The organism is Nocardia colli (genome assembly GCF_008704205.1).
Lineage (GTDB): Bacteria > Actinomycetota > Actinomycetes > Mycobacteriales > Mycobacteriaceae > Nocardia > Nocardia colli.
In genome coordinates this window covers 100,499-123,419 of record NZ_VXLC01000027.1, presented here as the reverse complement: position 1 = coordinate 123,419, position 22,921 = coordinate 100,499, and the positions used below count along the sequence as shown (strand labels likewise).

The window sequence follows — 22,921 nt, the reverse complement described above, 5'->3', positions numbered from 1 at the left end:
AATGATGACCGAAGTGTGACGTCCGGCCACGCGGGGACTTTCCCACCTGGAGCCCGGGTTATACGTGGGGCCGATATGAGGAGGTCATGTGGCACCGGAATACAACAGGAATCCCGCGGCCGTCGCCGCCCTGTCCCCTGAGCAGTACCACGTCACCCAGGAGAACGGGACCGAGCGCGCATTCACGGGCGAATACTGGGACAATCACGAGCCTGGCATCTACGTCGATGTGGTGTCGGGTGAGCCGTTGTTCGCCTCGGTCGACAAGTTCGAGAGCGGATCGGGCTGGCCGAGTTTCACCAAGCCGATCGACGCCGCGAATGTGGTCGAGAAGCGAGACTTCAGCCATCTGATGATTCGCACCGAGGCGCGTTCGGCGCACGGCGGCAGCCATCTCGGGCACGTTTTCACCGACGGGCCGAAGGCCGAAGGCGGCCTGCGGTACTGCATCAATTCGGCGGCACTGCGTTTCGTCCACCTCGACGACCTCGAGGCGGAAGGGTATGCGCAGTACCGGACTCTGTTCACGAAGGAGGACGCGTGACCGACACGCGCAAGGCGATTTTGGCCGGCGGATGTTTCTGGGGCATGGAGGACTTGATCCGTAAGCAGCCGGGGGTGTTGTCGACGCGAGTCGGTTACACCGGCGGCAGCAACGATCACCCCACCTACCGCAACCACCCGGGTCACGCGGAGGCCGTGGAGATCATCTACGACCCCGCGCAGACCGACTACCGTGCGCTGCTGGAGTTCCTGTTCCAGATCCACGATCCGACCACCAAGGATCGTCAGGGCAACGACATCGGCAGCAGCTACCGTTCGGCCATCTTCTACCTCGACGAGGATCAGAAGCAGGTCGCGCTGGACACCATCGCCGACGTGGACGCCTCCGGCCTGTGGCCGGGCAAGGTGGTCACCGAGGTGACGCCGGCGAGTGAGTTCTGGCAGGCCGAGGCCGAGCACCAGGACTATTTGCTGAAGTACCCGGACGGCTACACCTGCCACTTCCCGCGACCGGGCTGGAAGCTGCCCAAGCGGGAGAACGCCGCGCAGTAATGCGTTGAAAACCAACTGCGTCACCTGATTTCAGGTGGCGCAGTTGTCGTTTGCGGGCTCACGATCACCGTTGAACCGCCACGCGTGTAACCACGTGCTCTACCTAGTAGAGAGCGTGGTCACTCCGGCTCAGAAGGTGAGCATCGTGGGACGAACGGGAGCCGGGCCGGCGCGGGAGCAACCCGGGGCCGACCGGGAGTTGCGGCTGGTCTCCGACGACGGCTATCCCGATTGGGAGGCCGTGTACCGGGACAACGTCTCCTGGGTGTTCGCGCTGATGTTCGCCAAGGTCGGGAATCGGCCGGACGCCGAGGATCTGACCGCGGAGGTGTTCATGGCCGCGCTGCGGCCGCTGCGGGTGTCGGCGAGCGTGGCCGAGGTGCGCGCCTATCTGCGCGCGACCGCACGCACCGTGCTGGCGGGATACTGGCGGACGCGGATGGGGCGGGAGATCACCACGATCGAGGACGACATCGTCGACGATCGGCCCGATCCGGAACCGCCGGACCCGGTTTCCGCGGCCCGAGCGCGGGCCGTGCTGGATCGGCTGCCGGATCGCTATCGCCGGATTCTGGAACTACGGTTCCTGCAAGGGTTGTCGGTGCGGGATGCGGCGCACGCGTTGGGCGTCAGTGTCGCGAACGCGAAAGTGTTGCAGCATCGAGCATTACAGATGGCGGCGCAGAAGAGTGCGGGAGGTGTGCAGTGAGCGGGCGGGACGTGCGGCGATACGTCGAGCAACTGCTGGCCGGGCGCCGACCCCGATCGTTTCGGCCCGACGCGGAGGAGGCCGGGCAGATGCGGACCGCCATCGACCTGCGGGCCGCGCGACTCGGCAGTCAGGCGCCCAGCGAGGAATTCCTGGCCGATCTGCATCGGCGACTGGCCACCGAAATCGACGGCGCCACAGCGCAATCCCGCCCGGACGGAGCGACCGCGCGGCGGAATGTGATCATCGGCACCTCGGCGGCCGCGGTAGCGGCGGCCGCCGGTGCGGCGATCGACCACGCCGTCGTCGGTCGCCCGGCGAATGAGCCTGCGGCACAGGAGACTTTGACGCCGAACAACGGCACGTGGCACGCGATCGCGGCCAGCTCCGACCTGCCCGAGGTCGGCATCATTCATTTCGATGTCGGCACGTTGAGCGGATTCGTGCGGCGGGTCAACGGTATTGCGACGGCGGTGTCCGGTGTGTGCACGCATCAGGGCTGCAAGTTGTGGCTCGACGCGCCCGTCGCCCGGCTCCGTTGCCCGTGCCACACCACCTCGTTCGCCGCCGACGGCCAGGTGCTCGAGCATCAGCTGCCGATCGCGCCCGCACCGTTGCCGCGCGTCGAGGTGCGGGAAAACAACGGCACGATCGAAGTATTCGCGCCCACCCAGCCCGGGTGAAATCGCCGCCGGTGTAACCCCGGTCGCTATCTGTCGGTGAGAGGCCCGCGCCCGCGGGCCATCCCGGATGGAGGACCGGATCGATGAGACACATCCCTGGCGGCCGGCGAATGACAGTCGCCGTCGCAGCGGCCGCACTGATGGCGACGGTGAGTGCCTGCGGTGGCGCGAGCCCGAACAACTCCGCGCCGACCCCCGTATTCGCTTCCGGCACCGAAACTCCCGGCTTCCCGCCGGGCGGCGCAACACCCGACGCCATGCCCGGAATGTCGATGCCGCCACCGACGCAGGCCGCCGCACCGGCCGGGCCGAACGCCGTGAACATCGACGGCTTCGCCTTCACGCCCGCGACCCTCACCGTCAAGGCGGGCACGACGGTCATCTGGGTCAACCACGACGAGGAACCGCACACCGTCGCCGCCACCGACGGCGGATTCCATTCGCCCGGAATGGGTGCCGGGGCAACGTACACGTTCACCTTCACCAAGGCAGGCACGTTCGCCTACATCTGCTCGATCCATCCGTTCATGAAGGCGACGGTGGTGGTCACCCCATGACCGAACAGCAGGAACACCGCGACCCGCACGGCATGACCCGGCGGCAGTTGATCCGGCACAGTGCCTGGTTCGGTGCCGCGGTCGGGCTGACCGTCGTCGGCGGCGAGGTCATTTCCCACGTCGCGGGCAGCGCGCCGAGCGCGGCGGCGGACGACCGGCCGACGTTGCGCTTCGCCCAGCTCAGCGACAGCCACATCGGCTTCCAGGGCACCGCCAACGGCGATGTCACCGCCACCTTCACCGAGGCGATCGGTCAGGTCAATTCGCTCGGCTATCGGCCCGATTTCGTCATCCACACGGGCGATCTCACCCATCTGGCCACGCCGGAACAGTTCGACCAGGTCACGCAGATGATGCAGGGGCTGAACACCCCGCATGTGTTCACCGTTCCGGGAGAACATGATTCGACCGACGATGCCGGGCAGCGGTACCTGTCGGCGTTCGGCAAGGGCACGCGCGGCGACGGCTGGTACAGCTTCGACATCGCGGGCGTGCACCTGATCGCGCTGGTGAATACGCTGAACCTGCAAAATCTCGGACATCTGGGGCAGGACCAGCTGGAGTTCGTCCGCAAGGACGTGGCCGGGTTGTCCAGTGACACACCGATCGTGGTGTTCAGTCACATTCCGCTGTTCGCCATGTACCCCCAATGGGGTTGGGGCACAGACGATGCCACCCAGGCGCTGAGCTACCTGAAGCGGTTCTCCTCGGTCACCTGCCTCAACGGGCATGTGCACCAGCTGTTCACGAAGACCGAGGGCAACATCACCTTCTACAGCGGTACCACCACGGCCTATCCCCTGCCGAAACCCGGCGACGGGCCGGTACCGAAACCGGTGACCCTGCCCGCGGGAAAACTGCACGACGCCTTGGGCATTCGCGAGGTGACCTATCAAAAAGGGCAGCAGATGCTGGCGATCAAGGAGCAGACGCTCAAATGAGGAAACAGTTCTCAGCAGCCGATCTGCTTGTGCGCGTGGGAATCAGCATTAGCCTCGCGGTCAGCGGTTACCTCCACGCCGACCTCTACGACCACGGCTACCGCTACATCCACATCATCGGCCCATCATTCATGCTCCAAGCCGCCGCATCCTTCGCACTCGCCCTGGTCGTCCTCGTCGGACCGTGGACACTGCGAGCAGCCGCCGGCCTGCTTGCGGTCGGAGCGCTGACGGCATTCGTATTATCCCGCACAACAGGCCTTTTCGGCTTCACCGAGATCGGCTGGCAACCCGCCCCACAGGCAGCCCTGAGCGTGATCGCGGAAACAATCACCGCCATCCTGTGCGTGATCTCGCTACTGGTGTTGCGGAGGCGCATATCTGAACCGGCCGAGGTCATGGAGCAAAGTCTGGCCTGACGTAAGCCGCGTCACCGGTATCGGCGTCCGCCGCGGGGTCGGACGCCGATACTGTTTCCGGACATCGCCTAGACGGGCGGGAGGAAGACGTGCCCGAGTCGTTCGCGCAGGGTGTGGGAGTTGCGCAGGTCGCGCAGAATGTCGCGATAGCCGCTGACGCCGATGGTCAGTGGGTTCGTGCTGTCGATGTTGCGAACGAGTCCGAAAGTGGCGGGGTGGGTTTCGGGAACGAAAGTGCCGAACATGCGGTCCCAGATGATCAGGAAGGCACCGTAATTGCGGTCGAGGTAGTCGGGGTCGCTGCCGTGGTGGACGCGGTGGTGCGACGGGGTGTTGCAGACGAACTCGAACCAGCGGGGTAGTCGGCCGATGGTTTCCGTGTGCAGGAAGAATTGGTAGGTCAGATCGACGGTGATGACAACGCCGATCATCGTCGGGGAGAAGCCGAGTAGCGCCAGCGGAATGTTGAAGGCCAATTGCCATGGCGGCGCCCATTTCCGGCGCAGCGCGACCGCGAGATTGAAATACTGACTCGAGTGGTGCACCTGATGCCCGGCCCACATCAAACGGACCCGATGACTGGCCCGATGTCGCAGGTAGTAGAGCAGGTCGTAGCCGATCAGCAGGAGCACCCAACTCCACCATTGCGACGCAGGCATCTTCACGGGTGTCAGGACGTAGAGCGCCGAAATGCCCCCGACCAGTGGGCCGATTTGCGTGATGCCGTGAATGATCACCGAACCGAGGCCGAGTGCGAAGCTGTCGATGGTGTCGGCGAGGCAATACCCTTTGACTCGCCGACCGCTCGAGCTCGAATCGAGCAGGCGGATCGCGATCACCTCGATCGCGATGAAGGCCACATAGATCGGCACGGCACCGACCGCGGCCGTGGTCGCGTGCTGCAGGAATTCGGCCGGCATGGCCGACCTCCTCGAACTCGCCCCGATGTACGCGGTAGCGGGCCTACCTGCGACTGCTCGATTCTATCTCCGGATCGCCGGTGCTCCCGGGGACTAGGTCCGGCGGGCTTCGAGTGCGTCCAGGATCAGGTCGAGGCCGTAGTCGAATTCGGCGGTGTGGTCGTAGCCGGGTTGCAGGGCGTGGTCGGTGATCATTTCGCGGAGGTACGGAAACTGTTCGGGCGGTAGGTGTTCGAGGATTTCGGCGGCTACTTCTTCGACGTCGGTGGGGGTGGTCATCGGGAGGCTTGCCTCCTGGAGGACATAGCCGCCGATGTAGCTGTCGATGAGCGAGATGGCGTGGGCTGCGGCGGGGAGCGTGAAGCCTGCTTCTCTGAGGACGCCGAGGACGGCGTTGTGGTGGCGTAGCGTGGCCGGGCCCGGGTTGCGGCGGGAGTCCATGAGGCCGAGGGCCCAGCGGTGTTGGGACAGGACCTTGCGCGCGGAGCAGGCGCGGGTACGGATCGCGGCGCGCCAATCCGGGGCGGGCGGGGTCGGTAGGTCGATCGCCGCGAAGACCACGTCGACCACTCCGTCGAGGATCGCGTCCTTGTTCGGTACGTGGTGGTAGAGCGACATCGCCTCGACGCCCAGTTCCTGCGCGACGCGGCGCATCGTGATCGCTTCCACGCCGCCGCGATCCGCGACTCGGATCGCGGCGTCGAGGACGCGCTCTCGGTTGAGCGGTCGGGGTGGTCGTGCCAAGGCGGCTCCCGGATATCGATGTGTTGACAGCCTTACGTATGTACGTCAATCTTACAAGTGTAAGTCTGCCTTACGGACGTAAGGCGGCCCGGGATGGTTCGACTCCTGGGCGAGCGAAGGAGATTTCTATGCCGATGCCGAAATGGTGGGGGCACGTCAACAAGCGGGTGTTCAATCCGCGCGCGGTCGCGGGCGGGAAATGGCCGGTGCTGACGCACGTCGGGCGTAGCTCGGGCACGACCTTTCACACACCCCTGGATGCCCATCCAGTCGAGGGCGGCTACCTGTTCATCCTGGTCTACGGGTCACGTTCGGACTGGGTGCAGAATATTTTGACGGCAGGTAAAGCGCGGCTCCGGGTCGACGGGCAGGAGTTCGAGCTCGCCGCGCCACGGGTGATCGGGCAGGACGAAGCGTTCCAGGCGCTTTCCCCGGAGGTCACGCGGCCGCCGAAGGTGCTGCGTATCCGGGAGTTCCTTCGGATGGATCTGGCGGACGCCTGAACGCTCGGGTTCGCTTGACGCCTAGCTCAATTCGACCTCGTCGTAGCCGACGGTCAAGCTGTGCCGCCGTTCCCGCAGCACGTTGCCTTCCCGATGGACCAGTCCCTCACCGAATTCGACGCGCAGCTTCGCCCGGCGCGCGTAGACCTCCCGCACGACTCCGCAGATCCCACTGAACGGACCCTCCGGGAAATGGACGACGTCGCCTGGCGCATATTCGGTAAACCCCACGCTGCCACAGTAATCCAAGTCGGTGTGGGCGGGCCGTGGTGAACGACCCGTCGATTGCACGCAGATGGTGCGGCCCGCCGACGCGCACAGGGTCAGCTCACGATGTGCCGGACAACCATCGTCGAAGAGCGCTCTTGCGGCGCCGGGGGCGGCGTAGCGGATTGAACCAGTCCGGCAGCGGTTCTCGCGCGGCGAGCCAGTTCGGCGGGACGCCGATGGCCTTACCGGAGTCAGCGGTGCCGGTGTAGGCGGCGACTATGCCGCCGACGATAGCGCTGGTCGTATCGATATCACCATCTGCCGCAATACATGTCGTGATCGCGGACGGATAGTCGGCCAGATGCGTTGCCGCGACCCACATCGTGAACGGCACCGTGTTCTGCGCAGTCACCTGAGATCCGTTGCCGAGTTCAGCCGCTGCCTGTTCGACAGATGCCCCGAGCAGGGTGCGGGCGTGGCGAATCAGCCGGCTCGTCTCACCGTCGCCTAGATGGTCGAGCACTGTCGTGATGAATTCCGTTGGCGTGGGCCGAGTTCCAGTCAATCGCGCATGCGCCGCTTGACCGGCCGCGAGCGCCACCGCGACCGCCCCCGCCACCCCCTCCGGATGCATGTGCGTCACCTGCGCCGATCGAACCGCCTCGGCAACAACCTTTTCCGGATCGTCAGCGAAATAGGCACCTAACGGAGCGACCCGCATAGCAGCACCATTGCCACAAGACCCCTGCCCGTCATACGCCGCCCCCGCCACCTCCCGCCAATCCGCGCCACCCTGAATCCGCCGCAACGTACTGACCGCGATGAACCCATAGTCCCGCCCCGCATCGAACCGCCGCGCAAAAGCAGCAGCCAGCCGATCCTGATCAATCCCACCACGAACACAAAGCTCAGCAACCACCGTGCAAGCCATCTCGGTATCGTCCGTCCACCCCCACGGCCCCTCCGCCAGATTCCCCACCCGAATATCCCGAACAGACCGCCGCATAACCGGGAACTGCTGCCCCAACGAGTCCCCCACCGACAACCCATCCAGCGAATCAAGCATCAAGTCGATATGCATCGCCCCCGATCGTAGTCACCACTCCCCTGCCTGCCGCCTCGGCATGGCGACTCCACCGACCCGACGCGGTAGTCCTCGACGCCCTGCACGGTGTGCAATACTGAGCCTCGGCGGCATCGGAGTCCGATGCCTGACCATCTCCGGCTGCGGCGTGAATCTCCCCGCATAGCCACCCTCAGTACGCATTTCGCGGCGAGCACATCGAACGCTCCTCCGGCTCGTCTCCGTCACTGGACGCGACACCCCGGCCTCGAGATCCGTAGCTGAAACCTTCCCCGATCACTCATGCCCCGCCGAAACAGCCGGCCGGGGTCCTCAACCAGCGCAATTGGAGCGAAAACCCATGACTACCAACAGAATCACCACCGGCACCGAGCGACAGCTCATCGAGAACACCCTCGACCACAACCGCGCGGCACTCATCGCAACCGTCCGCGGCCTCTCCGACACCGACGCCCGCCGCCGACTCGTCACCTCCCTGACCACCCCGATCTCCCTGATCAAACACGCCGCCGCAGCGGAACGCATCTGGTTCCAACGCTTCTGGGCAGAACTCGACGAATCCGCCTGCGACGGATATTCGAAACGAGACGAAGGCACCTTCACCGTCACCCCCGACGAATCACTGACCGACGTAATCGCCGAATTCGAACGCGCCAGCCAACGATCCCGCGAAATCGCCGCCCACTACGACCTAGACACCACCAAAACCAACCCCCGCGAAGGCACCGTCAGCATGCGCTGGACCCTCCTCCTCATGATCGAAGAATTCGCCCGCCACGCCGGCCACGCCGACATCCTCCGCGAACAGATCGAGAGCCCCGTGCCTCGATAACCGAGGAGATCCACTGCGCGACGGCCGCTAGGCAGGATGTGGTCCCAGGCCGTCGCGCAGGAGGTCGAAGGCGTGGTTGGTGGCTTGGACGGCTTTGGGGTAGCGGGATTCGGCGGATTCGCCTTCGACGAGGGCGTTGTGGTTCATGAGGGTGAGTTCGCGGTGGATCACGATGATTTGGGCGGCGAGGAGGCGGGCGGTGAGAGGGTCGAAGCCGTTGTCGTGCAACGCCTCGGCCAAGGTGGCGACGCCGCGGGCGCCGTAGCGCATCAGCCTTGCGGCGAGAGACTCTGTGCCGTAGGCCAATTGGAGGAAGGCCATGATTTCGGGGGTGTCGTTGAGGCCGGTGTTCGGGTCGCGGCGGCGCAGTGCGTCCAGGTGCGCTTCGCGTAGTGCGTCCAGGGGCGGTTGATCGGGGCGGCGCGCTCGGACCGTTCTGGCCGCCTCGTCTTCGTGGTCGGCGAACCGTTGTAGGACCAGGTCTTCCTTCGTGGCGAAGTAGGCGAACAGGGTGCGGCGGGAGACGTCGGCGGCGCGGGCGATGTCGGTGATGGAGACCTGGTCGAAGCCTGATTCGAGGAACATGCGGATCGCTGTGGCCGCGATCTGTTCACGGATGCGGATCTTCTTACGTTCGCGCAGGCCCGTCGGTTCGGTCATGTTTGCACTCTAGCGCATTGGTAGATCGAGTGTATTGTTGCATCGAGTCTACTTTTGGAGGATGACGTGGAAACTGAAGTGATCGTGGTCGGGGCGGGTCCGACGGGGTTGATGCTGGCCAACGAGCTGGCACTGGCCGGGGTACCGGTCGTGGTGCTGGAGAAGCGGTTGACGCGTAGCGCGCAGTCCCGGGCCGGCGGGCTGCAACCGCGCACCGCGGAGGTGCTCGACCTGCGTGGAATCCTCGATCCGCTGCTCGACCGTTCGCTGCCGCGCGGCGAGTTCGGCGGGCATTTCGCGGGTCTGCCGGTCGAGTTGGATTGCCGGCCGTGGCGGACCCGGTATCCGTATCCGGTGTCCATCCCGCAGACTCGGTTGGAGGAGTTCCTCGAACAGCGCCTCCTCGATCAGGGTGTGCCGGTGCTGCGCGGTGTCGAAGTGTCTGCCATCGAACGGGATTCCGCCGGAGTCACGGTCGGGAATGTTCGTGGTAGTTATCTGGTCGCGTGCGACGGTGGGCACAGTGCGGTTCGAAAGCTGCTCGGGGCTTCTTTCCCCGGAACCGCGGGCACGATGTCCTCGGCGGTCGCGGATCTCACGCTCGCGTCCCGATCCGACAGTGTGCCAACAACTTCCGAGCATTTCAGTCAGTACATCAAGTCCGCCAACGGGTTCTTCACTACCCTGCATCCCATCGAGGGGGATCTGTACCGGTTCATCTTCGGCAAGACCTCCGGTGTGCGACCTGATCGCGAAACGCCCATCACCGCAGCGGAAGTCAACGAGGCGTTAGCGGCGGTCTATGGAGCGGAGACGCGGTTGGGTGAGCTGCGCGAGGCGTCCCGGTTCAGCAATGCCACCCGGCAGGTCGAACACTATCGCGACGGCAGGGTGATCTTCGCCGGGGACGCGGCCCACATCCACCTGCCGATCGGCGGCCAGGGGGTGAACCTCGGCGTCCAGGACGCCGTCAACCTGGGTTGGAAACTCGCTGCGACAGTGCAGGGTTGGGCGCCCGAGGGGTTGCTCGACACCTATCACGACGAGCGTCACCCGGTCGCCGCACGAGTACTGCGCACCACTCGCGCGCAGGGCATGATCATGAACCCCACCGGGGACGAGAACATCGCCGCGGTCCGCGATATGTTCACCGACCTGCTCCGGCTACCGGATGCCAATTACTTTGTCTCCGGCATGATGTCGGGCCTCGACACCCAGTACGCCGGGCTCGGCCCACGCATGATCGACCTCGATCTGACCACTCCGGACGGTCCGACCCGGGTGAGCCGGCTGATGCATTCCGGTCGCGGTCTGCTGCTCTCGCTCGATGACACGCCCCGATCGATCGACCGCTGGTCCGACCATGTCGACCACATCACCGCCAAGGCCGACGACGACACTCCCACCGTCCTGATCCGCCCCGACGGATACATCGCTTGGTCCGCCACCGACGAACAATCACTCGAAGCGGCCCTCACCCGCTGGTTCGGCTGAACACCCGATAGCAGACCCGCCGGTCGCCAATTACGTGCGCTCACAAACCAATTCGAGATAGCGACGCTTGAAACAAAGGAAATAACTGCGACGATTAGATGATTGAAATGCCCCGGGTGGCCGAAGGAGACGGGCATGATCGATGGAATGGTAATCGCCGCGTATTTAGCCGCGACGATAGGGGGAGCCGGAAGCAGATGGGCCGACCGCTCGCTGGATCAGGGCCTGAACGCCCTGTCCGCGACGGTGACCCGCAGACTGGGCCGCGGCCCGGTCGCCGACCTCACCGAGAACCCGGACAGCATCCGCGCACGCGAGCGGGTCGCGGCGGCGATCGAGCGCGCCGCCGCGGCCGACGAGCGTTTCGCACGCGAACTGGCCGACCTGCGCGATCAACTCGACCGAGCCCAAGGCCAATACACCGCGACGAGTCGCGACGGCTGGTCGGTGGCCCGCGGCCCCGGCGACGGCCACATCGCGGGCAGAGACGTCCACACCTACGACTACTACGCCCCGCAACCCGACGACCTCTCCGGAGCCCCCGGCTGGACCAAGGCCTGCCTGTGGATCGGCGGCGCGATCGCCGCCCTCGGCTGGGCCATCATGATGATCGGCATCAGCCAGCACACCTCCCAAAGCACCCCCGGCACCGGTTTCGCCATCTTCGCCATCGGCGGATTGATCATGGCCGCAGGCGAACTCGGCGCCCGCACCTCCCCACCCCGCCGCCGGTGACTTCACGCACCCGTCACCTTTGCGGCTTGAACTGCGGCTGGGACCTGCTGGAGATAGAGCCGGAAGCCCTCTGCTTCCGGCTCGAATCCCAGCGACGTATAGAGCCGATGCGCCCCGTCGGTGGCATGACGCTTATGGGACAGCAGCTGGATCTTGTTGCACCCAGCTGCTCGCGCATCACCGAGGAGACGTCGCATCATCGCACTGGCGATTCCCTGACGGCGATAACCGGGTTCGACCACGACGGCCTCGATGAACGCGGTCGGCGCACAGTCGTAGGTGATGTGCGGCAACAGCAATCGGGTTGCCGTCCCGACCGGCTTTCCGTCAGCCTCGGCGAGATAGACCGTCAGATCGTCGGACCGCTCCATCATCCGCGCCCAGGTTCGCTGCTGGAGATCTGTTGCGGCGCTGAGCGATCCATCGACAGCCTCGAGCTGGTCGTGAATTGCCAAGACAGCCAATAGATCTCCAGGACCTGCGGTCCGGATGACCACGTTTCCCATGTGGGCAGTATTCCCCTCGGTGACTACAGGGTGGGTGGGCCCTGGTTGATTCGGCGCATTACGGGGGCGAGGCGGTGTAGGGCGTCGGTGGTGAATAGTTGGCGTTCGTCCCACCAGGTGGCGCCGGCTTCGGCGTAGGGGGCGATGAGGTCGCGGGCCTTGGCGGGGTCGCCGGGGGTGAGGCCGCCTACTACTACCTCGAAGTGGTTGGGCCGGGGGTCTTTTCGGTGTTCTTTGAGGTAGGTGAGGAGGTCTCGGAGTTCGTCGAGGGGTGGGGGGTTGCCGTGGCCGTTGCTGAACAGGGGGACGACGCCGTCCCAGCGGGCGGCGCGGCGGATGGGGCGGCGGTGGGGCCAGAAGCCGGCGATCCAGACCGGTGGGCGGGGGCGCTGGGTGGCTGCGGGGAGCAGGGTGACGTCGCGGACTCGGTAGTGCTTGCCGTCGTGCTCGACCGGGTTGCCGGACCAGTAGCGCTGCAACAGGTCCAGGCCCTCGTCGAGGCGTTCGGCGAGCAGGACGGGGTCGGTCGGTTCGCCGAAGCTGCCGAATTCGTCCTCGATCGGTCCGCCCAGGCCGGCGCCGAAGATGACTCGGCCGCCGCTCAGCGCATCGAGAGTGGCGACCTGGCGGGCGAGCTGTTCGGGGCGGCGACGGGCCACCGGGGTCACGAGGGTGCCGAGTTTCAGGCGCGAGGTTGCCAACGCGGCCGCGGTGAGCAGCATCCAGGGGTCGCCGAACGGTTGACCTCGACGTTCTTTCTTGTCGAGGACCACGTGATCCCAGATGAAGAGCGCGTCCCAGCCTGCTTCCTCCGCCGCCTGGGCGGCCATGGCCACCGTTCGGGCGTCGGCGAAGTCCCCGAAGTTCGGAATGTTGATCGAGAATCGCATACCGGAATACTGCGGGGTCGGATCGCCGCAGGCAAGCGGATCGGATTCTGCGGCAACGGTACTCATTGTCCGGACCCGAGCCTGTCGGTGGTCCATGACAGGGTGAGCTGGTGATGACCAGCGGCGAGCACTCGACCGGCCTTCGGTACGCGAACCCGGCGTGGGCCGCCTGCGACGACCTGCTCGACGCGAAAACGCTCGTCTACGACCCCTGCGGGTTCGCCTGTTCGGTGCCGGTTCCCGAGGCCGAGAGCGCCGCGTACGCCGCGCACTCGTTCACCGTCGATGGCCGCGCGATCCGGTTTCGCGCGGCCAAGACGACTCCGACCAAGGCCGGTCAGTTCGTCACGGTGTGGAAGAGGACTGCGGTCGGGCCGATCCAGCCGTTCGATGTCGCCGACCTCGTCGATCTTTTCGTCATCAGCACGCGCGACCGGGATCGCTTGGGCCAGTTCGTTTTTCCCGCTGACGTGCTTCGCGAGCGCGGGGTCCTGTCGGTGGATGGTCGCGGCGGGAAGCGAGGGTTCCGCGTGTATCCACCGTGGGCGCAGACCACGAACCGTCAGGCCACCAATTCGCAAGCCTGGCAGCTGGATCACTTCCTGCACCTCCAGCCGACAGAACTCGATCGTGCCCGAATGCTCTACCGCCAGTAACGAATTCGCTGGCCTACCAGGGCAACGTTCCGGAGGCATCGAAGTAACCTCCGGTCGGCCCGTCGGGTTGCACCTGCGCCATCCGGACGATGATCTCGGCACCCTCCTGAACGGTCTGAGTTCCCTTGTGCCCGTTCAGGTCTGTCGCGGTATATCCGGGCTCCACCGCGTTGATCCGCATATCCGGAAACGACTTGGCGTACTGCACGGTGACCATGTTGACCGCGGCCTTCGACGCGGGATACGCGACACCCGGATAGAAGTAGGCGGGCGCACCCGGAGTGGCGACGTTCGCCAGCGACGCCAAACCGCTGCTCACGTTGACCACGACCGGCGCGGCAGATCGTTGCAGCAGCGGCAGGAACGCGTGCGTCACCCGGACCACACCGAAGACGTTCGTCTCGAACACCGTCCGCATCATGTCGGCGGTCACCACCCCGGCACCGATCTCCGCGCTGTCCCGCGACTGCGCTTCGATGCCGGAAATGCCCGCGTTGTTGATCAGTACATCCAGCCCGCCGTCGGCGTCGATCGTCTTCACGGCCGCCGCGACGGACGCGTCGTCGGTGACGTCGATGGCGACCGCCCGCGCACCCAGTTCCTCTGCGGCCCGGCGTCTGCGTTCGGCATCCCTGCTGCCGAGGTAGACGGTGTGCCCTGCCGCGATGAGCCGGCGGGCGGTCTCGAAGCCGAGTCCCTTGTTCGCTCCGGTGATCAATGTCGTTGTCATGAATCCAGACTCGCCCCGAACCGCCCGGTCAACCAGTCGTCTGATCTTCCTGGGACTGCTGATACCAGGCACGCCCGCCGCCGCGCGGGCAGACTGGAAACATGGCGACAGCGGAATTCGGGAAGGCGGTGCGGCGCTGGCGCGACCGGGTCGCACCCGAGGCCGCCGGGCTGTCCACCGGCGGGCAACGACGCGCACCCGGCCTGCGCCGCGAAGAGCTGGCGATGTTGGCGGGCATCTCCGTCGACTACGTCACGCGGCTCGAGCAAGGTCGCGCATCCAACCCGTCGACGCAGGTGGTCGAAGCGCTGGCCAGGGCTTTGCGCTTGTCCTCGGTCGAACGCACGCATCTTTTCCGGCTCGCGGGTTTGGCCCTACCGGACCCGGACACCGTTCCCACCTACGTCACCGCGAGCGTGCAGCGCGTACTCGACCGGCTGACCGGAACCCCCGTCGCGGTCTACGACGCCGCCTGGACGTTGCTGCAATTCAACCAACCGTATGCGGCATTGATGGGCGAGCCACCCGCACGCAACGACCCCAACCGCAACGGTGCGTGGCGGCATTTCGCCGGCCCCGGCATCCCCACCCGCCGCACGCCCGAGGCCACCCTCGCCCACGAAATCTCCCTGGTCTCCGACCTACGCACCGCAGCGGCCCAATATCCAGCCGACCAGCGCCTGCGCAAACTCATCACCGACCTCCGCGCCAATAGCCCCCGATTCACCGAACTATGGGACTCCGGCGCAGTCGGCCGCCGCGAAGCCGCGCAGAAAACGATCGACCATCCGCGAGTCGGCCCACTCACGATGGACTGCGACGTACTCACCGTGGCAGGCAGCGATCTCCGCATCATGATCTACACCGCCGAACCGGGCACCGAGGACGCCGAACGCCTCGCACTACTCACCGTTCTCGGCACCCAATCCCTGACCGGATAGCGAAAACTATCGTCACGCCCGCACACCCCCGTGACCACCTCACATTCGGGAAACCCGGCAGGTGATCACTCGAGCAAACCTGTCGGTGGCCTCTGGCAGGGTGAGGGTGAAGTCGGAGAACCTACCTGCTGGTCGTCGGGGTGGCCGTGGGGGAAGCTCGAGGTGGACGATGACTCCTACGACTACGCCCGATGAGGCGGAGATCCGGGGATTGATCGATAGATGGGTGGAGGCGTTTCGGCAGCGCGACGTGGATGCCGCGATGGCGATCCATGCGGTGGATACGGTGTCGTTCGATATCGCTCCGCCGCTGCGATACGTCGGCACGGAGACGTATCGGAAGCCGTGGGAGGAGACGTTCGCGAACTTCTCCGGTCCGATCTATTTCGAGATCCGCGAACTGGACATCACCCTCGGCACGGATATCGCGTTCAGTCGCAGCCTCAATCACATGATGGGCACGATGGTCGACGGGCAGGACGCCGACATCTGGCTGCGCTGGACGGCGTGCTTCCAGAAACGCGACGGGCAATGGCTGATCGTCCACGACCACACGTCGGTGCCGACCGACTTCGCCGACGGCACGGCCGTGCTGGATCTGACGCCGTAACCGGGCTCAGGCGCGCGGCCGCGCGGCACGCAAACGAATGCCGCTGAAACCCAGGGAGCTACCGGTTGCGGCATCCCAGAAGTCCCACAGATTCGGCAGGATTCGCAGCTGAATCCCCGCTTGCTCATGCAGTTTCAACAGGTCGCCGACCTTGTGCAGCGGCTCGACCGGCAGCAGTCGGCGCGACATGCGGCACGAAACGATCGATGGTCGGATCCTCGGAGAAGTGCAGAACTTCCCCCGGCTCGGGGTACATGACCAAACTCGCTACCACAATCCGGACCGCCCGGTGTGGAAAACCAAACCGGACAACGCGTTCCGGCGTCGGCGTGGCGACACGAAACAATTGCCGGGCGTGGCGCGATTGGGACATTATGCGTACCGACCTCACATGCGGTGAGCGGCGGCAAGCCGTACGACGGCTGGTTGCCGTGTGTCATCTGATGAATCAGCTCGTCGACCTGGCCGAAGACGGCGCGTCGGAGCCGTTGATCGAGCAGGCGCACGCGACCCGCCGACTACTCCAGGATCTCGTCCTGGACATGGTCGCGTCGACTTACAGCCGCCCCTGACCCACCTGTCCCGATATTGCTTCGGCGTGCCGACAATCCGGAGGGGGCAGCAAACCGAACTTAGATGTGACGGCATCGACGTTTCGGAATGAGGTCACGATGGGCACGTATCAACCCGCCAGTGCGTCCCGCCAGCACCAGGTGTCCGTGTACTGGTGCAACGCGCTGAGTTTTCCGTCGGAAACCCGCCAGACGTGGGCGAATTCGGCCTGCACCGGCTTGCCCGTCGCCCGCGCGGTGCCGCGATAGTGCCCGGTGACGATGACCGCGCCGTCCTGCGCGTCGAACCAGGTCTCCGCATAGGGCGCGATCCGGAAGTCCCGGAACACCGGTCCCCATACTCCCGCCAGCGCCGCTGCCGGACCATCCGGCGCGGTATCGGTGACGCTGGGCATCCCGGGCGCGACCCGGGCCGCGAAGCGCGGGTGCAGCAGCTCGACGATCGCCTCGCCGTCGCCGGCCTGGGTTGCCAGATAGAACTTCTCCACCACATCTCGATTGCTCATAGCGCCATATTAGAGCGATCCTTCTAATTCGGACAGAGGGGGCGATGGTTCGATGTTCAACCACGGTTCGGCGGCGAGATCGGTTGCGCAGCAATCCATGCGCGCGCGATTCGCGCGGCGTTTGCGGTGCCGCGATGACACCGTGCGGCTATCATTTAGTTAATCGTTCGGGGTACCGGGGGTCGGGTGGTAGCCGAGAGCGGCTCGGCGAGTCATGACAAGGCAGGGGTTGAGTGGCCACGATCGCGCAACTGAGGGCAATTCTCGCGGTGCTGCATATCGACCCGGGCGACGCCGATGCCCCCGCGCACCACGACACCGCGGTCGAACGCGCCAAGCTGGCGGCGTTGTTGCAGCGGGTGTTCAGCAGCGAACTGCGCAGCGCGGTAACCAACGCGCCGGATCAGAACGAGCTGGCCCGCCGCTGGACCGCGGCCAGCACCCAGCCCGCGCTGGACGGCGAAAACGCCACCGAACAGGCCCATTTCGACGCGCACTGGCTACACAACCGGATCGACGCGCTGGCCCCGCGCGACACCTCGGACCAGGCCCCGGTGCTGCTCGACGCCGCAGCCCGCGCCGCCGAGGCCGCGCAGGTGCTGCTCTCACTGAGCAGCGGCAACCCGCACGGCGACGGCACCGAGTCACTCTGGCAGACCGCGCTCGACGACTTGGCGTCCGCGTTCCATCTGATCAACGACGAGCACAACGCGATCACCCAGCCGATCGAGTAACCCCGTCAGCTCCGCCCGATCTTGGTGTGATTGAGCCGGAACTTGAACAGCGCGACCAGTCCGCCCGCCACACCGACGGCGATCAGGATCAGGCACGGCTTGACGATGTCGCCGAACCCGGCGCCGTGCAGGATGACGTCCTGATATCCCTTCAACGCCCAGTACTGCGGCGTGTACGGCGACAACGCGCGCGCCCAGGCGGGCAGCGTGTCGCGCGGGGTGATGGTGCCCGCGAGTCCGCCGATGGCCAGCGACCCCACCTGCGCCATGATCGCCAACTGATCGATGCTGCGGCACAACGAGACCAGCGCGATGCCGAATCCCCAGGTGGCGACGGCGAGCGACGCGGTCAGCGGAACCAGCAGCCAGGTCGATCCCTTGCTGTGCAGATCCCACAGCGTGAACGCGACCAACCACAGAAAGGTCAGCTGGAACACCGAGAACAGCACCGACGGGAACGACTTCCCGATGATGACCTCGACCGCCCGCACCGGCGCGGCGCGCAGCCGATCCCAGGTCCCCCACTCGTGTTCGCGGAAGAACGAGGCACCGAGCAGGGTCGTGATGAAGAACGCGAACAACACGATGGTGCCCGGCCCGGACTGTTCGATGCCGGTCGCGTTGAAATACCCGGTCAGCCGCAACTGCGCCCGGTTGGCCGGCGTCAGGAACGCCATCATGCCGATCGGCAGCACCATCATCACGATGAGCTGAGCCGGATCGGAACGGATGCGGCGCAGGTCCGCCCAGGACAACGCGCGTACTCGATCGACAGCGGAGTCATGCAACAGCATCTCGGATCCCTTCCACAGGCTCGTCCGCGTCCTGCGCCGCGCGCATGATCGCCAGGTACGCGTTCTCCAGGTTCGGGTGATGGATCTCCGCGGCCAGCAGCTGGCCGGTATCGGTGTCCAAAGTGGCGAACAGTTGCGCGAGCAGCTGTCCCGGCGTGTTGGTCGGGATGTTCAACCGCTTCGACTCCAGCACCACCGCGCCCGGTGCGGCGAGGAAACCGCCGAGGCTCGTGGGGATGGCTGCGGAGAACTCCAGGCTCACCGCGGATTGCGCGTACTGCTCGACCAGATCCGTGGCACTCCCCTGTGCCAGGATCCGGCCTTGATGCAGGACGACCACGCGGGCGTCGAGCACTTCGAGTTCGGGCAGGTAGTGCGTCGCATAGACGACGGCGGCACCTTGATCGGCCAGGTTGCGCACCTCGACGAGCAGGTCCTGCCGCGCCGAGACATCGGCGCCGACGGTCGGCTCGTCGAGCCAGAGCACGTCCGGCTCGTGCAGCAACGCCATCGCGGTGTGCAGCCTGCGCTGCTGACCACCGGAAAGCTGATGCGCCCGGGTCTTCAGGAACGGCGTGACCCCGAGCCGCTCGCCGACCTCGGCGATGCGCGCGGTCAGGTCCTTGCGCCCGACGCCCATGAGCCGGCCGAAGAAGATCAGGTTCTCCTCCGCGGTGAGCGTCGGATACACGCCGAGTTCCTGCGGCGCGAGACCGAGCTTGCGCCGCGCCTGACGGGGATTGCTGCGGATGTCGATGCCGTCGATACGCACCGTGCCGGAATCGGCGGCGGTGAGGCCGGACACGATCGACGCGGTGGTGGTCTTGCCCGCGCCGTTGGGGCCGAGCAGCCCGACGATCTCGCCCGGCTGCACGATCAGATCGATCCCGGTGAGTACCTGTTTCTTACCGTACGACTTGTTCAGGTCGGCGATCTCCAGCATCCCGCACCTCCTCACTCAGAATTGGCCATGGTGCGCCCCAACCGGCTGTGCCGAGCACCGAAACTTCCCCGGCGACAACGTCTTGCGTGGAGAACGCGTTGACGATGTCGGCGGCGACCGGCGCGATGGGGTTGCTCACGGCACGTCCGCCCGGCGTGTTCGTCAGGTCGGTCCAGAGTCGCGGTGGCCGGACCACCACGACGTTCCAGGGATGGTGTCGCGCAACGTATTCCGCGAGTCCTTCGACGGCCGCCTTGGCCGCCGCGTAATGCGGCCACCAGCGGGGCGGCGCGAGTACCGCCTCCGAGGAAATCAGCACGACCGTCGCGCCTTTGCGCAGCCGCGGCACGCACACCGACAGCGGGGCGAACACCAGGCGGGTGCTCGCCGCCATGAACTGCGCGGCGGTCTCGACCGCGTCCGGCGCCAGCGGCAGCGTCGGAATCGCCGGTGCGGCAAGCAGAACCACGCCATCCAGGGGGCCTTCCGGCAGAGCCGCGCCCAGTGCCCAGCCGTCGCTGGCATCGGCGAGTACCGGCCACAATCGATCCCGGTAAGCGTGCGAGGCCGCCGCCAGCACCTCGGGTGCGCGAGTGCAGCTCACCAGCACGCGGGCACCCTGACTGGCCAAACCCAGTGAGACCGCGGCACCTAACCCACGACTGCCGCCGACGACCAGAATGGTGCGTCCGGCCAGCGACTCCGAGGGCGGCAGGATCGCCGCCAGTTCCGCCGGATCCGGTCCAGGCACCGACTCTCTGATCAGACTCTGCACTGTGACGTCCGCACTTGCGCCGCAACGCATTCCCGCGCGCAAGGTGACCAGCCCGGATCGCCGATCGACCTCGGGCTCGTTCGTCTCGAATTCGACCGCGCCGGAACCGGATCCGTGCAACACGACGGTGCACGCGACGAGCAACGCGTCCCGGCCGGGCGTGCACATCCCGGTCCAGTAGCTCGCCCAACCCAGCACGGCCGCAACATGTTCGGGGACACGTCCGCCGATGACCCGCGACACCAGACCCGCGATCAACGGATAGTCGACCGAGTACGACCCCTTCTCCTGGCCGGGCGCCTGCGCGGAATCCCCGGCCACGTCGGCCAATCCGAGCACCCGGGGCGCATCCCGCCGCGGCTGGTCCTCGGCGGCGGGACCGCACCACGGCAGCACCGAGCCGAGCCGGCAACGGATGCCGACCACCTCGATCCCGCCGAAGCTGACCCGCCCGCGGGCCTCGCTCTCCGACACGGTCCAGTCGACCTCGTAGCGGCGGCCCGGAATCGTGGGCTGCCGGAACGTCGCTCGGATGTCGCGCACCGCCATCGGGTCGGTCGTCTCGGCCAGCGCGGCCAATGCGAGGGTGACCACCAGCGCGCCGTGCGCGACCGGCCGGCCGTAGGGCGATCGGTGCCCGAAGTCGTTGTCCACGTGCAGCGGATTGCGGTCGCCGACCGCGGCGGCGTAGGTCGCCACGTCGGTATCGGTGACCCGGAAGACCCGGGAGTTCATGAGACCCGCTCTTGCTGTGCGGCCGAGACGGAGTCGGCGATCTCGGCGAGCGAGGGTTCGCCGGTGAGCGTGCTCTCCGGAAGTTCCACCGCGAAGGCGCGTTCCACCGCGTAGACCAGGCGCACCTGGGCGAGCGAGTCCCAGGTGTCCATGTCGCCGCGGACGGTGTCGGGGCCGTGCGCGGCCGGCTCACCGACCACCTCGGCGAACAGCTCGAGCAGCTGCTCCATCAGATCAGTAGCCATGTTGCATCTGCGCCTCTCGCACATGCGGGCTGCGCGCGAGTGCGCCGCCCGAAAGGTCGTAACCGAATACCGACCCCTGTTCGGACTCCGCTTCGAGCGCGAAGCCGTGCCCGGGGTACAGGTCGCGCACCAGCGCGTTGCGGGCGGTCGGGAGATACCGGCCCACCAATCGCGAACTGCCCTGTGCCAGCGCCCATTCGGCGGCGGCGGCCAGGAGATTGTTTTCCGCGTTCCGGCCGATGACCCGGCAGCTGAGCAGCAGGGTGTCGATCTCGACGGCGCCATCGCCGCCGGCCTCGGCCAGCAGCACGCCGACGATGCCGTGGTCGGCGAAGCGGTCCCGCAGGCGCAGGGTGGCGGCGAACCATTGCGGGTCCTCGGCCATCTTCCGGACCTGGGTCTGGGTGTGCCTGCGGGTGGTCAGGTTGAACTGGTTGGTCTTGGCGATCAGCTGCGCGGCCCGGTCGAGAGTGGTGCTGTTGATCGGTTCGATCGTCGCCACCATCTCCAGGCCGGCCAGGAAGTCGTCGAGGTTGTCCGTCACGGTGCGCTCGGCGGCGGCCAGCGCCTGGTAGGAACGCTGCCTGGTGAAGTCCTCGCTGGACAGCGAGCCGGGATGCAGCCAGGGCAGCGCCGCGAGTTCGGTGGCGAACTTCGCCGGCGCGGCAGGCAGGCACAGCGCGCGCACCTCGGGATGCACGGCGAGGACCTGGGCGCATTCGGCCGGATTGTCGTCGACGAAGGCGAAACTGTGCAGGCCGAGCCGGATCTTGTCCGAGATCTCCTGGAGCTGTTCGGATTTGGGCCGCCAGTCGGCGACGATATGGGTAAAGTCCTCGACCCGCAACACCATGCCCGGCGCCTCGGCGATGGCGCGCAGGGCGAGGTCGCGATCGTTCTTGCTGGCCACGGCGAGCAGCACGCCGCGCTCGGTCAGGGCGCGCAGGTAGCGCTGGAAGTCGGCGAACGCCTCGCCGTCGGGGCCGGTGCCGACGCGGATGCCGTCGACGCCGTCGTCGCCGAGGACGCCGCCCCACAGGGTGCCGTCGAGATCCACGACGACGCAGCGCGCGGAGCGGCCGCGGTCGGCGGCGATCGTGTCGGCGATGGCAGCGGCCAGCCACGGCAGGCTGTCCGGCGCGTACGGCTGCCGCACGCGGTACCAGCTGCGCGGGTCTTCCCACTGACGCAGGCCGACCTGGGCGGCGAGCTGCTCGACGTCGACGAAAAGCACTCGCCCGGCGGCTTGTTCGGCCAGGCGGGCATTGACCTCGCGCACCCGATGCGAGAGTGATTGCGGCGCGCGCCAAGCCGCCGGTCCGTAGGCGTCGACTGCGGGCGGCGCGAAACCGAGCTGCACGACCCGGACACCGGAACGCGCGGCCGCGTCCCAGAGCCCGACCCAGCGGTTTACGGTCTCGTCGACCGTGCCGGTGACGTCGTGGTGGGTACCGGCCAGCACCACGTAATCGCCTTCGCGGAACGGTGTTTGGGGCGCGAGCAGCACCTGCTCGACCTGACCGAACGGAAACTCCAGGAGTTCCGGTGTCAGGCCGGCGCGGGCGCCCGCCAGCGGTAGCAATTCGGCGAGGAAGTCGGTGGTGTAGGTGGCCAGCAGCGCCATCCGCACCGCGATCCCGGGCCCGCCGGGTTCGCGCGCCAGCGCTTTCGCGCGCTGTGTCCACGCCACGTAGCCGTCGGCGGGGGAAAGTTCTACTGCCACATCGGTTGTCATGG

31 protein-coding genes are annotated in these 22,921 nt (G+C 66.5%); 16 read left to right on the top strand and 15 right to left on the bottom strand.

What is annotated here, in order from left to right; translation table 11 throughout:
• Positions 1-88 precede the first annotated feature (88 nt).
• The 7 genes from msrB (at position 89) to F3087_RS38160 (ending at position 4,365) form a co-directional block, all read left to right on the top strand.
• Positions 89-544 carry a peptide-methionine (R)-S-oxide reductase MsrB gene (msrB, locus tag F3087_RS38190; protein WP_150407019.1) on the top strand — a complete coding sequence of 152 codons (456 nt, stop codon included), beginning with the start codon at positions 89-91 and terminating at the stop codon, positions 542-544.
• Entirely contained in the window at positions 541-1,056 is a 516-nt protein-coding gene (msrA, locus tag F3087_RS38185) for a peptide-methionine (S)-S-oxide reductase MsrA (protein ID WP_191094344.1), read from the top strand. The genes msrB and msrA overlap by 4 nt, the downstream gene beginning before the upstream one ends.
• A 142-nt stretch (positions 1,057-1,198) precedes the next feature.
• Complete coding sequence (locus F3087_RS38180; protein ID WP_150407088.1) at positions 1,199-1,765, top strand: RNA polymerase sigma factor; 567 nt, start codon at positions 1,199-1,201, stop codon at positions 1,763-1,765.
• Positions 1,762-2,448, top strand: coding sequence for a QcrA and Rieske domain-containing protein (locus tag F3087_RS38175; protein WP_150407018.1), 687 nt, complete (start codon positions 1,762-1,764; stop codon positions 2,446-2,448). Before F3087_RS38180 ends, F3087_RS38175 begins: the two co-directional genes overlap by 4 nt.
• Positions 2,449-2,558: 110 nt before the next feature.
• The gene (locus F3087_RS38170; RefSeq protein WP_150407017.1) at positions 2,559-3,005 is read left to right on the top strand and encodes a cupredoxin domain-containing protein; all 447 of its coding nucleotides are present in this window, start codon (positions 2,559-2,561) and stop codon (positions 3,003-3,005) included.
• Positions 3,002-3,946, top strand: a complete 945-nt coding sequence (locus F3087_RS38165; RefSeq protein WP_150407016.1) for a metallophosphoesterase family protein — start codon at positions 3,002-3,004, stop codon at positions 3,944-3,946. The genes F3087_RS38170 and F3087_RS38165 overlap by 4 nt, the downstream gene beginning before the upstream one ends.
• Positions 3,943-4,365 carry a hypothetical protein gene (locus tag F3087_RS38160; protein ID WP_150407015.1) on the top strand — a complete coding sequence of 141 codons (423 nt, stop codon included), beginning with the start codon at positions 3,943-3,945 and terminating at the stop codon, positions 4,363-4,365. The genes F3087_RS38165 and F3087_RS38160 overlap by 4 nt, the downstream gene beginning before the upstream one ends.
• A 68-nt stretch (positions 4,366-4,433) precedes the next feature.
• Here F3087_RS38160 and F3087_RS38155 read toward each other — a convergent pair whose 3' ends face one another.
• Positions 4,434-5,285: a sterol desaturase family protein gene (locus tag F3087_RS38155; protein ID WP_150407014.1), complete on the bottom strand. Its 852-nt coding sequence runs from the start codon at positions 5,283-5,285 to the stop codon at positions 4,434-4,436.
• A gap of 93 nt (positions 5,286-5,378) precedes the next feature.
• A complete protein-coding gene (locus tag F3087_RS38150; RefSeq protein WP_150407013.1) occupies positions 5,379-6,029 on the bottom strand; it encodes a TetR/AcrR family transcriptional regulator in 651 nt (216 codons plus the stop codon).
• 128 nt (positions 6,030-6,157) lie between these two features.
• On the opposite strand from F3087_RS38150, the gene F3087_RS38145 reads away from it, so the two are divergent.
• A complete protein-coding gene (locus F3087_RS38145; protein ID WP_150407012.1) occupies positions 6,158-6,532 on the top strand; it encodes a nitroreductase family deazaflavin-dependent oxidoreductase in 375 nt (124 codons plus the stop codon).
• A gap of 21 nt (positions 6,533-6,553) precedes the next feature.
• Here F3087_RS38145 and F3087_RS38140 read toward each other — a convergent pair whose 3' ends face one another.
• Together F3087_RS38140 and F3087_RS38135 are read right to left on the bottom strand one after the other, a co-directional pair.
• Complete coding sequence (locus F3087_RS38140; protein WP_150407011.1) at positions 6,554-6,763, bottom strand: KOW domain-containing RNA-binding protein; 210 nt, start codon at positions 6,761-6,763, stop codon at positions 6,554-6,556.
• A 97-nt stretch (positions 6,764-6,860) separates the two neighbouring features.
• Positions 6,861-7,823, bottom strand: a complete 963-nt coding sequence (locus F3087_RS38135; protein WP_223885661.1) for an ADP-ribosylglycohydrolase family protein — start codon at positions 7,821-7,823, stop codon at positions 6,861-6,863.
• A gap of 343 nt (positions 7,824-8,166) precedes the next feature.
• On the opposite strand from F3087_RS38135, the gene F3087_RS38130 reads away from it, so the two are divergent.
• Complete coding sequence (locus tag F3087_RS38130; RefSeq protein ID WP_150407010.1) at positions 8,167-8,658, top strand: DinB family protein; 492 nt, start codon at positions 8,167-8,169, stop codon at positions 8,656-8,658.
• A 27-nt stretch (positions 8,659-8,685) separates the two neighbouring features.
• Here F3087_RS38130 and F3087_RS38125 read toward each other — a convergent pair whose 3' ends face one another.
• Entirely contained in the window at positions 8,686-9,318 is a 633-nt protein-coding gene (locus F3087_RS38125) for a TetR family transcriptional regulator (RefSeq protein WP_150407009.1), read from the bottom strand.
• 66 nt (positions 9,319-9,384) lie between these two features.
• Between F3087_RS38125 and F3087_RS38120 the strand changes: the two genes are divergently transcribed.
• Positions 9,385-10,812, top strand: a complete 1,428-nt coding sequence (locus F3087_RS38120; RefSeq protein WP_150407008.1) for an FAD-dependent monooxygenase — start codon at positions 9,385-9,387, stop codon at positions 10,810-10,812.
• Positions 10,813-10,947: 135 nt separating this feature from the next.
• Entirely contained in the window at positions 10,948-11,547 is a 600-nt protein-coding gene (locus F3087_RS38115) for a hypothetical protein (RefSeq protein WP_150407007.1), read from the top strand.
• Positions 11,548-11,549: 2 nt separating this feature from the next.
• Here the strand turns inward: F3087_RS38115 and F3087_RS38110 are convergent, their stop codons facing one another.
• The gene (locus tag F3087_RS38110) at positions 11,550-12,053 is read right to left on the bottom strand and encodes a GNAT family N-acetyltransferase (RefSeq protein ID WP_150407006.1); all 504 of its coding nucleotides are present in this window, start codon (positions 12,051-12,053) and stop codon (positions 11,550-11,552) included.
• 23 nt (positions 12,054-12,076) lie between these two features.
• A complete protein-coding gene (locus F3087_RS38105) occupies positions 12,077-13,009 on the bottom strand; it encodes an LLM class flavin-dependent oxidoreductase (protein WP_223885660.1) in 933 nt (310 codons plus the stop codon).
• Between the two features lie 47 nt (positions 13,010-13,056).
• On the opposite strand from F3087_RS38105, the gene F3087_RS38100 reads away from it, so the two are divergent.
• Positions 13,057-13,599: a MepB family protein gene (locus tag F3087_RS38100; RefSeq protein ID WP_150407005.1), complete on the top strand. Its 543-nt coding sequence runs from the start codon at positions 13,057-13,059 to the stop codon at positions 13,597-13,599.
• Positions 13,600-13,612: 13 nt separating this feature from the next.
• Here the strand turns inward: F3087_RS38100 and F3087_RS38095 are convergent, their stop codons facing one another.
• Positions 13,613-14,329 carry an SDR family NAD(P)-dependent oxidoreductase gene (locus tag F3087_RS38095; RefSeq protein ID WP_150407004.1) on the bottom strand — a complete coding sequence of 239 codons (717 nt, stop codon included), beginning with the start codon at positions 14,327-14,329 and terminating at the stop codon, positions 13,613-13,615.
• Positions 14,330-14,430: 101 nt separating this feature from the next.
• On the opposite strand from F3087_RS38095, the gene F3087_RS38090 reads away from it, so the two are divergent.
• Both F3087_RS38090 and F3087_RS38085 read left to right on the top strand, forming a co-directional pair.
• Entirely contained in the window at positions 14,431-15,270 is an 840-nt protein-coding gene (locus F3087_RS38090) for a helix-turn-helix transcriptional regulator (protein WP_150407003.1), read from the top strand.
• Between the two features lie 169 nt (positions 15,271-15,439).
• Positions 15,440-15,880: a YybH family protein gene (locus F3087_RS38085; RefSeq protein WP_150407002.1), complete on the top strand. Its 441-nt coding sequence runs from the start codon at positions 15,440-15,442 to the stop codon at positions 15,878-15,880.
• Between the two features lie 6 nt (positions 15,881-15,886).
• Here F3087_RS38085 and F3087_RS38080 read toward each other — a convergent pair whose 3' ends face one another.
• Complete coding sequence (locus tag F3087_RS38080) at positions 15,887-16,069, bottom strand: DUF6886 family protein (protein ID WP_223885659.1); 183 nt, start codon at positions 16,067-16,069, stop codon at positions 15,887-15,889.
• 254 nt (positions 16,070-16,323) lie between these two features.
• On the opposite strand from F3087_RS38080, the gene F3087_RS47235 reads away from it, so the two are divergent.
• On the top strand, positions 16,324-16,452 hold the full coding sequence (locus F3087_RS47235) for a hypothetical protein (RefSeq protein WP_263407270.1): 129 nt from the start codon (positions 16,324-16,326) through the stop codon (positions 16,450-16,452).
• Between the two features lie 110 nt (positions 16,453-16,562).
• Here F3087_RS47235 and F3087_RS38075 read toward each other — a convergent pair whose 3' ends face one another.
• Positions 16,563-16,958: a nuclear transport factor 2 family protein gene (locus F3087_RS38075; RefSeq protein WP_150407001.1), complete on the bottom strand. Its 396-nt coding sequence runs from the start codon at positions 16,956-16,958 to the stop codon at positions 16,563-16,565.
• Positions 16,959-17,191: 233 nt separating this feature from the next.
• Here F3087_RS38075 and F3087_RS38070 point away from each other — a divergent pair, with 233 nt between their 5' ends.
• Positions 17,192-17,692, top strand: a complete 501-nt coding sequence (locus F3087_RS38070) for a hypothetical protein (protein ID WP_150407000.1) — start codon at positions 17,192-17,194, stop codon at positions 17,690-17,692.
• 5 nt (positions 17,693-17,697) lie between these two features.
• On the opposite strand, the gene F3087_RS38065 is transcribed toward F3087_RS38070, so the two are convergent.
• Genes F3087_RS38065 through F3087_RS38045 form a run of 5 tightly spaced genes read right to left on the bottom strand, consistent with a single transcriptional unit; the run spans position 17,698 to position 22,919 of the window.
• Positions 17,698-18,486 carry an ABC transporter permease gene (locus F3087_RS38065; protein ID WP_150406999.1) on the bottom strand — a complete coding sequence of 263 codons (789 nt, stop codon included), beginning with the start codon at positions 18,484-18,486 and terminating at the stop codon, positions 17,698-17,700.
• Entirely contained in the window at positions 18,473-19,429 is a 957-nt protein-coding gene (locus F3087_RS38060) for an ABC transporter ATP-binding protein (protein ID WP_150406998.1), read from the bottom strand. Before F3087_RS38060 ends, F3087_RS38065 begins: the two co-directional genes overlap by 14 nt.
• Positions 19,392-20,939: an SDR family NAD(P)-dependent oxidoreductase gene (locus F3087_RS38055; RefSeq protein WP_150406997.1), complete on the bottom strand. Its 1,548-nt coding sequence runs from the start codon at positions 20,937-20,939 to the stop codon at positions 19,392-19,394. Before F3087_RS38055 ends, F3087_RS38060 begins: the two co-directional genes overlap by 38 nt.
• The gene (locus F3087_RS38050) at positions 20,936-21,184 is read right to left on the bottom strand and encodes an acyl carrier protein (RefSeq protein WP_191094343.1); all 249 of its coding nucleotides are present in this window, start codon (positions 21,182-21,184) and stop codon (positions 20,936-20,938) included. The genes F3087_RS38055 and F3087_RS38050 overlap by 4 nt, the downstream gene beginning before the upstream one ends.
• On the bottom strand, positions 21,174-22,919 hold the full coding sequence (locus tag F3087_RS38045; protein WP_150406995.1) for an HAD-IIIC family phosphatase: 1,746 nt from the start codon (positions 22,917-22,919) through the stop codon (positions 21,174-21,176). Before F3087_RS38045 ends, F3087_RS38050 begins: the two co-directional genes overlap by 11 nt.
• Positions 22,920-22,921 lie beyond the last annotated feature (2 nt).